General features: G+C 38.8%; 9 protein-coding genes. 3 read left to right on the plus strand and 6 right to left on the minus strand.

The window, feature by feature from the left end; translation table 11 throughout:
* Positions 1-24: 24 nt before the first annotated feature.
* From DW121_RS00525 to DW121_RS00550, 6 genes are all read right to left on the minus strand, one after another.
* Entirely contained in the window at positions 25-1,059 is a 1,035-nt protein-coding gene (locus DW121_RS00525) for a DUF5627 domain-containing protein (protein WP_117711249.1), read from the minus strand.
* Positions 1,060-1,097: 38 nt separating this feature from the next.
* Entirely contained in the window at positions 1,098-2,846 is a 1,749-nt protein-coding gene (locus DW121_RS00530) for a RagB/SusD family nutrient uptake outer membrane protein (RefSeq protein ID WP_118322923.1), read from the minus strand.
* Positions 2,847-2,872: 26 nt separating this feature from the next.
* The gene (locus DW121_RS00535; RefSeq protein ID WP_117711219.1) at positions 2,873-5,692 is read right to left on the minus strand and encodes a SusC/RagA family TonB-linked outer membrane protein; all 2,820 of its coding nucleotides are present in this window, start codon (positions 5,690-5,692) and stop codon (positions 2,873-2,875) included.
* Between the two features lie 29 nt (positions 5,693-5,721).
* Positions 5,722-7,593 (minus strand): RagB/SusD family nutrient uptake outer membrane protein, encoded by a 1,872-nt coding sequence (locus DW121_RS00540; RefSeq protein ID WP_118322924.1) that lies wholly within the window; start codon positions 7,591-7,593, stop codon positions 5,722-5,724.
* An 11-nt stretch (positions 7,594-7,604) separates the two neighbouring features.
* Complete coding sequence (locus DW121_RS00545) at positions 7,605-10,754, minus strand: SusC/RagA family TonB-linked outer membrane protein (protein WP_117711218.1); 3,150 nt, start codon at positions 10,752-10,754, stop codon at positions 7,605-7,607.
* Between the two features lie 267 nt (positions 10,755-11,021).
* Complete coding sequence (locus tag DW121_RS00550; RefSeq protein WP_117711217.1) at positions 11,022-12,755, minus strand: glycoside hydrolase family 43 protein; 1,734 nt, start codon at positions 12,753-12,755, stop codon at positions 11,022-11,024.
* A 528-nt stretch (positions 12,756-13,283) separates the two neighbouring features.
* Here DW121_RS00550 and miaA point away from each other — a divergent pair.
* The 3 genes from miaA (at position 13,284) to kdsA (ending at position 16,079) form a co-directional block, all read left to right on the plus strand.
* Complete coding sequence (gene miaA / locus DW121_RS00555) at positions 13,284-14,204, plus strand: tRNA (adenosine(37)-N6)-dimethylallyltransferase MiaA (protein WP_118322707.1); 921 nt, start codon at positions 13,284-13,286, stop codon at positions 14,202-14,204.
* A gap of 118 nt (positions 14,205-14,322) precedes the next feature.
* Positions 14,323-15,249 carry a diacylglycerol/lipid kinase family protein gene (locus DW121_RS00560; protein ID WP_117711215.1) on the plus strand — a complete coding sequence of 309 codons (927 nt, stop codon included), beginning with the start codon at positions 14,323-14,325 and terminating at the stop codon, positions 15,247-15,249.
* Positions 15,250-15,278: 29 nt separating this feature from the next.
* The gene (gene kdsA, locus DW121_RS00565) at positions 15,279-16,079 is read left to right on the plus strand and encodes a 3-deoxy-8-phosphooctulonate synthase (RefSeq protein ID WP_117711214.1); all 801 of its coding nucleotides are present in this window, start codon (positions 15,279-15,281) and stop codon (positions 16,077-16,079) included.
* Positions 16,080-16,151: the final 72 nt, after the last annotated feature.

The raw sequence follows: 16,151 nt of genomic DNA on the forward strand, positions 1-16,151 counted from the left end.
TTAATTTTAAGGTTCATAAAAAGGCTACTTGATTTCAATTTCAAAAGCCGCACCGCCCTGTACTCCACGAGTACTTAACACTAAGGTATCCTTAGTGGCATACTGCATATTTTTCCCCTTGAAATCAACTGTATAATCCAAATAGATAGCATCACGATCTTTACCACCAAGACTATTTTTTTCTCCATCTTTCACAAATTTACCAGTACCCGAAACTGTAAGTTCGTCAGAAACGCTACCTACTGTACAAGTACCGTCATCTGCAAAAGACAAGCTAACATCGTAATTAAAAAGAGCTCCCCCTGCGTCTTGAGTAGATAAGGAAAGAATATTGTCCTTCAAACTCTTTGTAGTTACATACACGCGTTCATCTTTCTCTACATACTGCTCGTGACGCACCAACTCTGAAGATGCACCATTTATCACTGCTTTATCCACTCCACGGCGCAAATACTCTCCATGTTGCGGATTTACATATTGCACTGCATAAAGAATAAAGTTCTTCGGTTGTACACTCCAATGTCCATTGTTTGTCAAGACCGGATCCCCAACTGCCGCCTTACCTTGCAAAATAGAGTCGGCTCCTTGTACATCCGTCATTCTCAATGGAATTACATAATTCTGCCCCAATGCTTTTTCATCAGCAAAGAATGCATCGGTAAGATGTACTTCTACTCCTCCCATAATACTTCCTGCAGGTATATTTATCTGATTAGAAGCTAATTTATAATGAGTTACCGGCATTACAGTTAAAGGAGTCTCAGTTCCTTTGAAGTAGAGATTTTCACAAAGTGATTCATCTACTACATAGTCAATAATTACATTGTTCCGGTTAGTGTATCCACCACCCCACGCTGCATTTATAGAAACTTTATGCTCATTATCCATCGAATTGTCAACAAATTCATCTTCTCCTAACTCAACAGTACGCAATGCGTACTGATTAGCAAAATATACAGTCTGATAATCAAAGTCAGGAAATTCATTGTATGAACTTTCACAAGCCGTGAAAGACAGAAGCAATGATGCCAATCCACAGTACACTAATTTATTTTTCATATTATTCCAGATTCTATTGAATGTATTTACAATCATTTTTATTTCCATCCTTTATTTTGAACAAGATTACTATATTTCAAAACCTCCGAGTTAGGAATGGGACAGTAGTACATATAATCCTCATAAGAACGTTCCTCTACCGTGATTCGTTGATAGCTGTTACCATTCCATTCCATCCCATATATCGGCTCATTCAAATCTAACTTCCAACGACGAACATCCCAAAAACGGAATCCTTCAAAACAGAGTTCAAGACGTCGTTCATTACGAATCAGTTCGCGCATTTTTTCCTGGCTAGCAGCACATTCTTCCAAATAAGGATCATTTGTGCCCCCCACTCCTGCACGCTTTCTAATAGCTTTAATGACATCATAAGCAGAATAGTTTCTTCCATTTTTCTCTTTTGGCCCCCAAGCTTCATTGGCAGCCTCGGCATAAGTTAGAAACATCTCAGTAAAACGGACGCGAGGGTTATAATGTGGCTGTTTAGAAGTTGCTGCCGGATCACAGTTCACATCCATACGTAACCGTTTCTTCATATAGTATCCTGTACGAGTAGAACTATTTTCTGTTACATTGATACCATCTTTACTTGATGAAACAATATTTATAGTTGTCTCTTTTTCACTAATTGTACTACCATTATAAAAAATATATTTACTCAAACGCGGATCACGCCCTTCGTAAGGAGCACCAACATTATATTTACTATTCCCATCATTAATAGGATATCCATTAGCCATAGGAAATGCATCCACTAAATTTTGAGACGGATTCATATAACCAGTCCCGTACAAACTCGGTGGAAAATTTTGAGACTCTTGTGTATTGTCACCACTCGTACGGCCTTCTCTCCACAGAATTTCATCCGGATTAATGCCATTTTCTACAGTATTGACTATAGCAGGAGAATAATATTCAATTCCATTATCAGCAAGTTTTCCACCTTTATAATCAAGTACATCAGCTGCAGCATTAGCTGCATCAGCCCATGTAGCATTATTAGAAGCATCTTGATACAAAGGACTAGCTGCCAACAGAGCCGTACGTGCACGGAAAGCTTTAGCTATAAGTCCATTAAATAACTGACGTGCCTTAGCACCCATAACATTATTATATTTACTAGCATCCTCTGTCAGAGCTTGAAAATCAACTGGCACTGTAGAGACATCCTCATACTCCAAAGGTAATAAAGTTTCTGCCTGTGCCAAATCAGCATAAATCTGATCTATACAAGTCTGAAAGGAGGCACGTGGCAAGTTAAAATCAGATTGTGATGTCTGATATTCTGTAATAACCGGCACACCCAATAATTCACCATTCTCGCCATAACCAGCATGTGCACGCATTAAATAATAATAAAACATACCTCTAAGTCCGTAAGCCTCACCTTTCATACGGCGCGCAAATAGACTGTTCATTTCCTCATCATCTGACCAGTTCACTTCACCCACGTTCTCTAAAAACAGATTGATATACTGAATTGCATTATAAGAGTTGGTCCACTGACTCAATGGATTATATGAAGAGTTGGTCCAAGCTCCTGTAGCCATTTGCAAAAAAGTATTAGTCATCTGGTTAGTCACAGCATCATCCGTTGCATATTCACTATTATCATAATATCCCGGAATCTGGCTATATACATTATGCAAGATTCCTCGTGCATATTCCGGATCATCATACATTTGTTCAGTTCCCTGTTGATTTTCAGGAGCTGGTTCAAACAAGTCGTCACAGCTAGAAAAGATCAAGGCACTCGCTATAAAAAGTAATATTTTCTTTTTCATAATCATCTATTTATTAGCCTATTAAATCAGAATGCAGCTTTGAAACCGGCGTAAAAATTACGACACTGCGGAAAGCCTGTACTCAACTCCATATGCTTACGTTCTTTTGAAATTGTAAGCAAGCTGTTACCACCACAATATACACTTAAGCCACGAACGAATGATCCCTTGAAGGTATTCTTCGGGAAATCATAGGTCAACTGCACTTGATTCAAATTGAAGTAATTACGTTTATACATCCAGAAAGTGGAGGTCTGATAATTGTTTGCACCATTAGTTGTCGTCAGACGCGGATAAGTAGCTGTTTCCTTTGTATCTTCTGTCCAACGTCCCCACACTACTTCTGAAAACTTACTTGTACCACGATTCCAATAATAAGAGCTTGTTTTGAAATCGATAGCCCCAGTTTGTCCCGATCCCATAGCAAAAAGTGAGAAATTTTTATACTTTACTGTGAGATTCAACCCAAAAGAGAAAGGAGGAGCCGACCAACCATTCTTTCCTAATTCTACTTGGTCCTTACTATCAATTACCTTGTCACCATTAATATCTTTATATTTCAAATCACCTGGCTTCACTGTACCAAAAGTCTGACGAGCATGCTCATCAATTTCAGTCTGATTCTGGAAAAAACCTTCACACACATAGCCATAAGAAACATCTAATGACCGACCTTGGCGTCTTTGATAATCCTCATTGTACATTTCGTCACGCACCAAAGCTTCAGAATTAAAGATCATACCACTGAAACCAAGTGTTACGTCAAAATCACCAATTTTTTTATTAGCTGTCAGTGAAAAATCAAAACCGCTACGTCTATCCTCATTGTAATTAATCCAAGGTAAGAAAGTATTATTTTCATTTATATGAAAATAAGAAGGATAAATTGTAGAAGAGCCTTGAGTAAGAAGTCCCTTTGTATTCTGTCTAAAATAATTAGCATTCAACCGAATTAAACGTTTGAACAGCGTTGCATCAATACCAGCACGAAATTCCTGACGGGTAACAAAGCTTAAATCATAATTGTCACCACGCTTAGAAGTCGGCGTCCAGCCACCTGCTGTTCCATCATGCCATTGAACCCAGTGCCCATCTGTTTTAGAGAAATACCCTTTATACATATAATAGTTTTCAATATCAAGATCTTGGTGCAAGTTTGCATAAGAAGCCGTCAACTTCAAATCATCCACCCAGGAAACATTCTCTTTAAAGAAATCTTCCCTACTAATTCTCCAACCCAAAGTTACTGATGGCGAGAAAGCATTACGATTGCCTTCAGGCAACTTAGCAGAATGCACAACAGCACCGCTAAAATCAGCATAATATTTATGATTATAATTATATGCAGCACGTAAACCCAAGTTTACATTACTTGTACGATGATAGTCACTACTTTCATGATTTTCATCTGCAGTACTCTGCATTTGATACCCCCATCCTAAAAGAGTGGCTGTAACATTATGGCGTTTAGCAAAAGTTCGATTATAATCGAATTGTGCACTAAACATCATAGTTTGATCGTACATAGACTTACCTACGTATTCATTAGCATCCTTTTTGTCATTATTATGCTTTTGCAAAGCAATAATCATATCCTGACCATTTACATTAGCCCATGTAGGCTCATAAACAGCATAAGTCTCATTAAAAGCTTCCGAATAATAAGAAGTATAGTCCACACTGTATGCCGTTTTAAAAGACAAACCTTTGAGAACGGAACTTAAATCAGCAGTCAAACTAACATCAAACATAAACATACGAGCTTTCTCTTTAACATAACCGGCTGCCAGTAAATCGGCAAACGGATTAGTTAAATCAGTCGATGTACCACCTAATAAATAGTTACCTCCAATTAAATGATTACTATTCGTAATATATTCTTGAATTGAAGAAGAATTAGGATCCATCATACTAATAGGTAATAATGGAGCAAACCAATTAGGACGCAAGGTTGATGCCGCCCCCCAAAAATCACCACGACCATCATATTGATTAGTATAAATAACGGCTGCATTGGTTGTAGCTTTTAACCATGAAGTAAGTTTCATATCTACATTACCACGTACATTGAAGCTCATATCATAGTTGTTCTTTGCTTCACCCCATTTCAACAAATCATTATTATAGTTCATCCCAAAGTTCAGGTAATAGTGAGTACGTTCATTACCTCCGGAAACCTCACCGGTAACATCAGCATTGTAGTACACTTTTTTCAAATACTCAGAACTATAAAAATCAATATTAGGATAGCGATAAGGATTTGTTCCCATAGCTGTATGATAAATAGTAGACGCATCATAACGCTCAGCCAATCCATCATTACGACAGGCCTCATTATAGAGAGTCATATAACAATCTGCATCCAAATATTTCGGATAAGATTTCGGTACATTAACACCAGCATTAGCTCTCACATTTATACTCATCGGTTCATTCTTACCACGCTTAGTAGTAATAAGTATAACCCCTTTAGCTGCGCGACTACCATAGAGTACAACAGCCGCCGCATCTTTCAGTACCGAAACACTTTCTACTTCAGAAGCACGTACATTACTCGCACTACGAGGTACACCATCTACTAGAACTAAAGCTCCTTGTCCCCAGATATTACCGGTATATCCACCGACCAAACTTTCTAGCCCCACCAAACTATTGGAACTATTTACTTTTTTCATCAATTCAGATGTGCTAACTGTAGATATGGCATTCGTTACATCTTCCTGCGCAATCGTACCGAAAGCTACATTTACCAAGCTGTCCTGATTCGCTTGTGCTTGTAGCCTCATCGTATTAAACAGCGACATGGCAAGCATTGTACAGCCAATATATAGATACTTTCTTTTCATTTTTAACGTCATTATTAGTTAATAAGTAATTACCAACCAGGATTCTGGTAGAATCCTTCATAAATGTTCACATCTTTTCGTGGAAGCGGATACCAATAGTGTCTGTCAGTATATTGACGTTCGAACAAAACAACCTCACGCAAGTTTTTTACAGGATTTTCTTCCGGAGCATCATAATTATAGTTATTGGGATCGGCACGGTCAAACTCTATTTTTGTCTTAAGTGTATACGGACTTTGGGTCAGTAACATCCAGCGACGAAGATCCATAAAACGGAAACCTTCAAATGCCAATTCTACTGCACGCTCACGACGAACCTCACTCAAAAAGTCAATTGTGTTATTCAAAAACTTATTTAGTACAGAAGCTACGCCCGCGCGCTGACGTACTTTATTTATTGCTTCTACCGCTGTCAATGAGTAAGTAACAGCCTTGCTTTGAGGGGTACCATAACCTACCGCTGTGGCTTCTGCATACATCAAATAAACATCAGCTAAACGCATTAAATTAAGTATCATTATATTATTTTCCTTATAGCCATCTATTGTATTCATCAATTGCGGGCAGAGTTTACTATTCATATAGCCTGTAAAGCATCCCTTATTAGGGTTCACTTCTTCACTTTCGCGACCACCAGTGAAAAGCTCTACAGACCCACCTGCACCACCAGTACTCTTAAATTTCACACCATCAAACATGATGACTTTGTAAAAACGCGGATCACGGTCTTTCCAAGGATAAGTAGGATCATAACCTGATTCCGCATCTGCCTGTGTCATGTTCTTAATGGGATAGCCATTCTTCATGCCAAAATAATTTACATAGTTAGCTGTAGGAAAGTTTTTGATACCAGAAGACTCAATAGACTGAGGGCGGAAATCATTTATCATATTCCACCTCCACCGGCTATCATAATTAAGCAGATTTTCCATGAATATGCTTTCTTTTACACCATTCAATTTTCCATTAGAATTATGTAGTAAAAAAATATCGTTATATTCTGAGAAATCCGCTAATTCATAGCGTTTGGTCTTCTCTGTCAACTGAAGTGCTTCACCTAATGCATCTGCTCCTCGTTTACATAACTCTGCATTATACTCTCTTGATCCTCCTGAAGCCCAATTCATCAACGGACTACCAGCCCAAAGAAGAGTCTTTCCTTTATAAGCCAATGCCATAATTTTATTAATGCGCATATTATTCTTTCCAAGAGTAACTTTACCAGCTGTTGTTTCATCCCAATCAACTGGCAATAAAGTTGCTGCATGTTCAAAATCGGATACACACTTTTCTGCACATTCCTGCCAAGAAAGACGAGGAAGCGTTGGATTAACATCCGGAGAAAGCACCTCATCAATATAAGGAATTCCACCCCACCATTCCATCAGCATAAAATGGAACCAAGCACGGAAGAAATAGAGTTGTCCCTCAATAAGATTACGTTCTTCTTCAGTAGCACTAACCAAATTCTCTAAATTAGCAATACCAAGATTAGCCTTACGGATGGCATACCAACCATTAGTCCATAAGTCTCCCTTATCTCTACGGTTTGAGGTACCTGCCGAGCCCCCACTTCTAGGATAGCCATAATAAGCTGTAGTCCATCCCCAAAAGTCACCATTATCTACATTACGAGTTTGTAAACGAACCTCTTGAGGTTCCCAATACACATCTTCACCATAATTAAAACAAGTATGATATTCGCTGTTTGAAACAACAGGTATACAATTATAAAGTTCCTCGGTAAATCCCTGAAAGTTCATAAAATTTTTATAGGGATCGTTTGCCTGATAATCACTTTCGGGCGACTTGTCCAAATAATCGGTACACGAAGTAGTACCCAACAAGCCTACTACAGCAAAAGCTGAAGTTACAAAGAATCTGTTGATATATTTATTCATAGTCATTACACTTATAAAGTTATGTCAATACCAATATTGAAACGACGCACAGTAGGATAAGCACCATCTGAAGAACTGAAGCCAGTATTAGACTCACGATCATCAGGCATATTGGTCCACATATAAAGATTATCACCATTCAAATACAGTCGTGCAGTGTTCACCCCTAATTTCTTTAACCAATTTCCTTTAAAAGTATAAGAAAGTTCTACGTTTTTCAAGCGAATATAAGAGCCATCATACCAATAACGTGTGCCAGAAGCGGCACCATCTACTGTTGTTCCCCAACGCGGAGTAGGTAAAGAAGCTGTACCACCAGGTGTCCAATAATCACCTTCTACGTAAGCTACATGGGCCGTACTTCGGAAAGTAGGGAAGTTTACTTCGCGTGTCACATTGTTCACACCATAAAATTGTGCAAAACAACTGAATCCTTTCCACTCAAAACCAATAGAAGCATTATATGTATTTTGCGGTGTAGTAGAATATTGATATGGCGCACTATCATCCTTATCTACTATACCATCACCATTAAAGTCAATAATATTATAGTCACCCGGCAACTTATAATTGTTTCCTGTTGTCCAAGCTGTACTACCAATTACATCATCCCAACTAGCCAAATTTCCATGATCAATATAAGAATTTACCTGATCAATGGCATGTCCGGCTCCTTTCTGATAAGCAGGTAACAAAGGAGCGTCATCTCTGAATTTAACTTCATTGACTGCATGGGTCATACTAGTATTCAGCCAAGTACGTAATCCATTATTAAAGACATAGTTCAAACGAAGTTCTAACTCATAACCATGACTATTTACCTTACCTAAATTAGCACGCGGAGGAGTAGTACCAAAATATGATGGAATAGCACGACTACCACCAGCCACTAAAATATCAGAACGAGTATCATTAAATATATCCACAGAACCAGCAATCAAACCATCTAAAAAAGCATAGTCCAAACCTATATTACGTTTTTCTACTGTTTCCCATGAAATATTAGGATTGCCTAACATTGAAGTATACCAGAAAGAATAAGGTGAATTATCTGGACTTACACTACCCATTACAGCATTACCGTTATTCTTCCATTGATCTTTGTATAAGAAACGACCAGAGGTAAATCTCTGCCAAGGTTGAACCACAGCATCATCACCCACTCTTCCCCAAGAAGCACGCAATTTCAACATATCAAGAAATTTCAATTTCTTCATAAATTTCTCTTCACTAATCATCCAACCTAAGGACAAGGAAGGGAAAAATGCAAAACGATAATCAGGACCAAACTTTTCAGAACCATTATAAGCGCCATTAGCTTCAAAGAAATAGCGCATAGCATAGTTATAAGTCACACGAAAAACCCAGTCTTCCCGATAAATAGGGAAGACACTTCCTTGTGCCTCTTTCAAACGACTAAAAAGGCCAAGTGCAGTCACTTCATGGTTTCCAAACTGACGAGCATAATCCAACTGAAATGAATAATAAAGTTTACGATAAGTACTACCAATATCAGCACTACCTGCTTGAGTAGACCAATAAATAGGATTCTCAACTTTATCAATACCAGTACCAGAATCAGGGTCAAACTTATAAGAGATTTCTCCTGTACTAGGATCTACCCACATACGCTGTGAGTCATTATATTGATCATTGATGCCACGGCTTTTTTCTACAAAATGGTAATCCATGGAGAAATTAGCCTTAAACTTCAGTCCCTTAGTCAGCATTGCCAAATCCTGTTCAAGAATAAAGTCTGTCGTTACTTTAGTAGTTGTGCGCTTTTCAGTACCTCCTGTCGCTAAAAAATAAGCAGAGTTTGGTACATCGGCATCACGAGGGGCATACCATCCCCACATTCCATTAGAATAAATTGGATGCATAGCATCAGGAGCTGATTTATAAGCTGCACTCCAATAAGTAGCATCATTGTCTGCCATGGCCCATGGTAAGGTACGCTGTGCATTCGATCCAAAAAGGTTAGTAGAAAATTTCGTAGTCTTAGTTAAACTGAAATCCAAGTTACTACGAACATTAATACGATTATAACCAAATCCTGAATTGTAGCCACGATTATTATCAAAAGTCTTAAACAAGTCACCTTCGCTCACAAAATCGGCAGCTGCAAAATACTTAACACTCTTTGTACCACCAGACACATTAACACTAGTATTATAAGACATGGCACTCTTCTTAAAAAGGAAATCTTCCCAATCTACATTAGGATAGCGATCCCATTCTTCTGCATTAGCTGGATTACGATACTTATCGATAATAGCTGCCGGCGTATAATTAGACCAACCAGCCGGATTGATACAAGCCTCACGTTCAATAGCGCGATTCATCAAATAGAAAGTATCATAAGCATCATACTTTTTAGGAAGTTTTGACACTACCTTTGCTGTCACATTAGCTTTAATCTGAACATTAGCTTTTCCTTCTTTACCACGTTTTGTAGTAATAAGAATAACTCCATTAGCTCCTTTCACACCATAAACAGCTGTTGCAGAAGCATCTTTCAATACAGAAATATTTTCTACAGAAGAAATATCTACAGAACTCATTTCACGTTCAACACCATCTACCAACACCAGTGGCTCACTATTATTCCAAGAACTTTTAGTACGGATAATAATTTGAGGGTCCTCCTCACCTGGCATTCCCGTAGAAGAAGAAGTAATGACACCCGGTAAATTGCCAGTCAACGCAGCACCAAGACTAGACACACCTCCGGCGCGTTCCAAGGTTTTTCCGCTCGTTTGTGTAATAGAACCCACAACCGATGCTTTTTTCTGCTGACCATAACCTACTACCACAACTTCTTCCAACTGCTGAGAATCGTCTTCCAAGGTCACTTTAACCAAGCCTTTAGAAGTCGCTTTCACTTCTTTAGATTTCATTCCCACAAACGACACAACAAGAGTAGAATTATCATTGGGCACAGTCAACATAAAATTACCATCTATATCTGAAATTGTACCTATTGAATTATTACCTTTTAATACCACTGAGGCACCAATGATTGTCTCTCCATTACTGTCAAAGACAGTTCCCCTTACCGTTATTCCTCTTTGCGCTGACACCGTCAAACAACTGAACAGCATAAGCAAAAACAGGTAAGGAATCTTTTGATTTTCTTTTTTTACATTTTTCATTACCATTAGTTTAAGATGTTAATTAACTACATTGTTCTCTAATCATCAGTCATTTCCCAATAGCCTTAGCTATCGTCATATATACATTTCATTTTTATTAGTATAAGATTAATAAATGCTAACAGTTATATTTATTACAAACTCAGCACTACAAATATATTTGATAATACACAAAAAATATTATAGGGATGTACCACATACCCTATATCAACGTTACATACATTTGTTTAATGTAACATAAATTATCACTTATGTTACATTAAACAAAAATTATCATTTACAAGTAGCATACATCCCTATCATACTACCTGTAAAGCCACCTGCCGTAGCCGTAGACAAATAGTTTGCATCAACATCCTTGCATAGCAATATCCACTCTTCTTCCCCTTTTAAAGAATAATAAAAATCATAATTAGTACCTTTGGATACCACTTTCAAATAAATATCCTTTATGTTTTCAGGAATAACATCACTGGCTAAAACCCGTTCGGATTCACCTATTTGTTCCAAGAACACAGATTTCGTCTCCCCTTGTCTATTCACAGCAAGAAAATATTGATGCTTTTCATCTTTAAATAGCAACAGACCGGCTTTTTCTTTTTCATTAGAAGGATTAAACAACATACGAGTAGTTGCCTCAAATTTATGATGTTGCATACGTCGACAAACTAAAGCCGGAGTATCTTTTTCCACAGCACTGACATCTGCACACTTTAAGGTTAAAAAGCCCGGAGCACCAGATAAAGAATACAATTCGGTAGCAGGAGCACGTAATGTCATCCACTGCATTCCTAAAGAAGTACTATCAAAATCTTCAGTCTCCTCAAAATTACCAAAAGTAACATTGGCATCACGTTTTACACCTGCCCGTTTCAGAATCATAGGAACCGTTTCATCTCCTTGCGTTATATAAGGGAAGCCATCCTCACTCCATCTTACAGGCATCAAAAACGTCTCACGTCCCAAATTCTCAAACTTATTATTTATAGGACGACACGCTAAAAATACAGCCCACCAGTCCCCCTCTTTCGTTTGTACTAAGTCTGCATGACCGGCACAAGTAATCGGATTAGGACGCCCGGCATTAAGATGGCGTTGTGTCAATATGGGATTCTTGTCCCAAGGAACGAAAGTCCCCATGGGAGAATCACCACGGAAAATAACTTCAGAATGCCATGTACTCGTACCACCTTCCGCATCCATAAGGAAATACTTTCCATTAATCTTATACATATGAGGACCTTCTATCCAAATAGGTTTCTCCTCCGGATGCACGCCTTTATTTACCAATATTTTACGAGGACCAATTGTTTTATCAGACTTTACGTCAAACTCTTGTATACGAATAGTACGATGTCCGCTATATTCAGGTTTATAATTTGGAGCATCATCATTGTTCACAATATAGGCTTTCCCGTCTTCATCAAAGAAAAAAGACGGATCTATCCCACCTACTTCAGGCAACATAATAGGATCGGACCATTCACCAAATGGGTCTTGAGTTTTCACAAAGAAATTACCTGCCCCTACATTAGTGGTTACCATATAATAAGTTTTATTATGAGGATTATACGAAATGGCCGGTGCAAAGATACCTCCACTCACGTGTTGTCCTTTCATATTAACCAGTTGTGAAGGACGACTGAGAACATACCCTACTTGCTTCCAGTTTACTAAATCTTTACTATGGAATATGGGCACACCCGGAAAATAAGTAAAAGTAGAAGTTACTAAAAAATAATCACCTTCCCCATTAGTACATATACTGGGGTCTGAATACCAGCCGGGTAAAATAGGATTATAAAAAGACTCATCATCAGGCAATGGATTTTCCTTATAAAAATCATCATCGCCTTTATAAGTAAAATAATCAAAAAGGGCTGTAGAATCCTTTACAACAGGTAATTTTTCATTTGCTTTAGACAAGCTGCAAGAACATAATCCCCCTAATGCGCCGGCAGAAAGCAGCAAAGCCGACAAAATTGCGAAAGAAGTTTTTTTATTCATTAAACTCGATTTTATAATTATTAAACATACTCGAGCCATATCAAAGAAATCTGTTCTTCATATCTGTGTATTCCATAATATGAGCAGTTCTTTATATCAAAACTGGCTTTTCCGCAACAAAATTACAAAACACACCTAAATGACATAAAAAATCATATTACATGTTTCTTCGATAATATTACATTTTTCTTTCCAATGTTACATTCTTTGTCCTATATGTAACACACACCTGTATAACAGTTTAAAAATCAAATAATTAATCAAGATTAATATTTAATATCAACCAAATATCGCTATAAAGATATTAAACGGTTAAAGGAAACTGCAAAGCAAAAAAGGAGTTATGAAAAGCATCTTGTAAAAACATCTTTTATAATAGATTTTAAGATGCTATATATCATTTTTTCCAGATATACACTTCAAATGCGTAAAAGAAGTTGCACCTTTACACAATAAAATAAACCGCTTCTTTTTATTCTACACGCAAATTACACTATCTTTGTGTTCTAATTAACAAATACCCATCATATGCCTGACTATGATTTAATTGCCATATTAGGTCCCACAGCATCCGGAAAAACCCCATTTGCCGCTGCATTAGCCGCAGAACTCAATACAGAAATCATCAGCGCCGATTCCCGACAAATATACCGGAATATGGATCTTGGTACAGGTAAAGACCTTGCCGATTACATCGTAAATGGCAAACAAATACCTTACCACCTCATTGACATAGCCAATCCCGGATACAAATACAACGTCTTTGAATACCAACGCGACTTCCTGACTGCCTACGAAAGCATTAAGCAAAAAGAATGCCTACCTATTGTATGTGGCGGGACAGGGATGTACTTAGAATCAGTACTCAAAGGTTACAAATTGTTACCCGTACCCGAAAATCCCAAATTACGCGCGGATTTAGCTGATAAATCATTGGAAGAACTGACCGAAATACTAAAAGGCTATAAAAATCTGCATAATACAACAGATGTAGATACAGTGAAACGTGCTATTCGGGCTATTGAAATCGAAGAATATTATATCCATACCCCGGTAGACGAACGTTCGTTTCCACACTTAAACAGTCTCATCATAGGTATAGATATAGACAGGGAGCTGCGACGCGAAAAAATTACCCGTCGCCTGCACCAACGACTGGAAGAAGGGATGATAGACGAAGTTCGCCGATTGATAGCACAAGGTATCAATCCGGACGACTTAATCTACTATGGGTTAGAATACAAATACCTGACACTTCATATCACCGGGCAGCTGACCTATGATGAGATGTTCAGCCAATTGGAAATAGCTATTCATCAGTTTGCCAAGCGCCAGATGACTTGGTTCAGAGGAATGGAAAGACGAGGTTTTACCATTCACTGGATGGATGCCCGATGGCCTATGGAAGAAAAGATAGCCTTTGTAAAGTCAAAATTCAAAGAGATTTAGTACTTTTGAGAGATGATTGTGAAGTATCAAATAGTAAAATCATAAATAGTCAACGTACCTATGTGTTAAAGATGAAAGATATGTCATGACCGTAGGGAATAAATCGTAAAATAACCCGATGAGTGTAGAACCTGATAAGTGGGGGGTGATTTATAACCCCAAAGCCGGAACACGCAAGGTGCAGAAGCGGTGGAAAGAGATTAAGGCATATATGGATAGCAAAGGCGTGTCTTATGATTATGTGCAGTCCGAAGGGTTCGGCTCGGTAGAGCGTCTGGCAGGCATCCTTGCCAGCAACGGCTACCGTACTATTGTCGTCGTAGGCGGTGACGGTGCACTGAACGATGCCATCAACGGTATCATGCTTTCCAATGCCGAGGATAAAGAGAATATTGCGCTCGGAATTATCCCCAATGGCATAGGTAATGACTTTGCCAAATATTGGGAGATGAGCTCGGAATATAAGGAAGCGGTAGATTGCATCATCAATAATCGCCGCCGAAAAATAGACGTAGGCACATGCTACTACTATGACGGCGAAAAACATAAGACCCGCTATTTCCTGAATGCCATCAACATCGGTCTCGGAGCCAGCATCGTGAAAATCACCGACCAGTGCAAGCGCTTTTGGGGCGTGAAGTTCCTTTCTTATTTCATGGCATTCCTCTCATTGATATTCGAGAGGAAGCTATACCGTGTGCACCTTAAAATCAATGGAGAGCACATACGCGGACGTATTATGACAATATGTATAGGCAGTGCATGGGGATACGGACAAGCCCCCAGCGCAGTACCCTACAATGGCTGGCTGGACGTATCGGTCATCTATCGCCCCGAATTATTACAGCTTTTTTCGGGAATATGGATGCTGATGGAAGGGAGAATCCTAAACCACAAAGTAGTAAAGCCCTATCGTACCCAAAAGATAAAAGTATTACGTGCACAGAATGCTTCCGTAGATTTGGACGGACGCATCCTCGACCGCCATTTTCCATTGGACATCGGAGTGCTGCACGAAGCGATAACATTGATTATACCAAACTGAAAAACGAACTTTTTATAACTTATAAATATATGATTGAACTTAAAAATAATCCTGCCGGAAATTTCTTCCTATTGGCAGGTCCCTGTGTCATCGAAGGAGAAGATATGGCAATGCGTATTGCCGAGCGTGTAGTAACCATTACCGATAAATTACAAATCCCTTATGTATTTAAAGGTTCTTACCGCAAGGCAAACCGTTCACGCTTAGACTCATTTATGGGTATAGGCGACGAAAAAGCATTGAAAATCCTACAGAAAGTACACGACACGTTCGGAGTACCTACCGTAACAGATATACATGCTGCAGAGGAAGCCGTAATGGCAGCCGAATATGTGGACATCCTACAGATTCCCGCTTTTCTTTGCAGGCAAACCGACCTACTGGTAGCCGCAGCCAAGACCGGCAAAATCATCAATATCAAAAAAGGCCAGTTCCTTTCTCCGCTTGCCATGCGTTTTGCGGCAGACAAGGTGGTGGAAGCCGGAAATAACAACGTCATGATAACCGAACGTGGAACGACTTTCGGCTATCAAGACCTCGTAGTAGACTATCGCGGGATACCGGAAATGCAGACTTTCGGTTTTCCCGTCATACTGGACGTAACCCATTCCCTGCAACAGCCCAACCAAACCAGCGGTGTCACAGGCGGTATGCCGCAACTGATTGAAACCGTAGCCAAAGCCGGTATAGCCGTCGGTGCAGACGGCCTGTTCATCGAAACACACGAGAATCCTGCGATAGCCAAGAGCGATGGTGCCAATATGTTGAAATTGGATTTATTGGAGGGACTTTTAACTAAATTAGTACGTATCCGGGAAGCGATTAAATAAAAAAACAAAAACGTTTTGTGATTTATTATTTACCGTTTCGACAGATAAGGCAAAAACATTTTAAAATCAAAT

The sequence above is a fragment of the Bacteroides sp. AM10-21B genome, from assembly GCF_003472565.1.
Lineage (GTDB): Bacteria > Bacteroidota > Bacteroidia > Bacteroidales > Bacteroidaceae > Bacteroides > Bacteroides propionicigenes.

What these genes read in the sequence shown, in the direction of transcription:
- DW121_RS00525 (WP_117711249.1), bottom strand. Translation starts at nt 1,059, where the DNA reads ATGAAAAATAAATTAGTGTACTGTGGATTGGCATCATTGCTTCTGTCT.
- DW121_RS00530 (WP_118322923.1), bottom strand. Translation starts at nt 2,846, where the DNA reads ATGAAAAAGAAAATATTACTTTTTATAGCGAGTGCCTTGATCTTTTCT.
- DW121_RS00535 (WP_117711219.1), bottom strand. Translation starts at nt 5,692, where the DNA reads ATGAAAAGAAAGTATCTATATATTGGCTGTACAATGCTTGCCATGTCG.
- DW121_RS00540 (WP_118322924.1), bottom strand. Translation starts at nt 7,593, where the DNA reads ATGAATAAATATATCAACAGATTCTTTGTAACTTCAGCTTTTGCTGTA.
- DW121_RS00545 (WP_117711218.1), bottom strand. Translation starts at nt 10,754, where the DNA reads ATGGTAATGAAAAATGTAAAAAAAGAAAATCAAAAGATTCCTTACCTG.
- DW121_RS00550 (WP_117711217.1), bottom strand. Translation starts at nt 12,755, where the DNA reads ATGAATAAAAAAACTTCTTTCGCAATTTTGTCGGCTTTGCTGCTTTCT.
- miaA (WP_118322707.1), top strand. Translation starts at nt 13,284, where the DNA reads ATGCCTGACTATGATTTAATTGCCATATTAGGTCCCACAGCATCCGGA.
- DW121_RS00560 (WP_117711215.1), top strand. Translation starts at nt 14,323, where the DNA reads ATGAGTGTAGAACCTGATAAGTGGGGGGTGATTTATAACCCCAAAGCC.
- kdsA (WP_117711214.1), top strand. Translation starts at nt 15,279, where the DNA reads ATGATTGAACTTAAAAATAATCCTGCCGGAAATTTCTTCCTATTGGCA.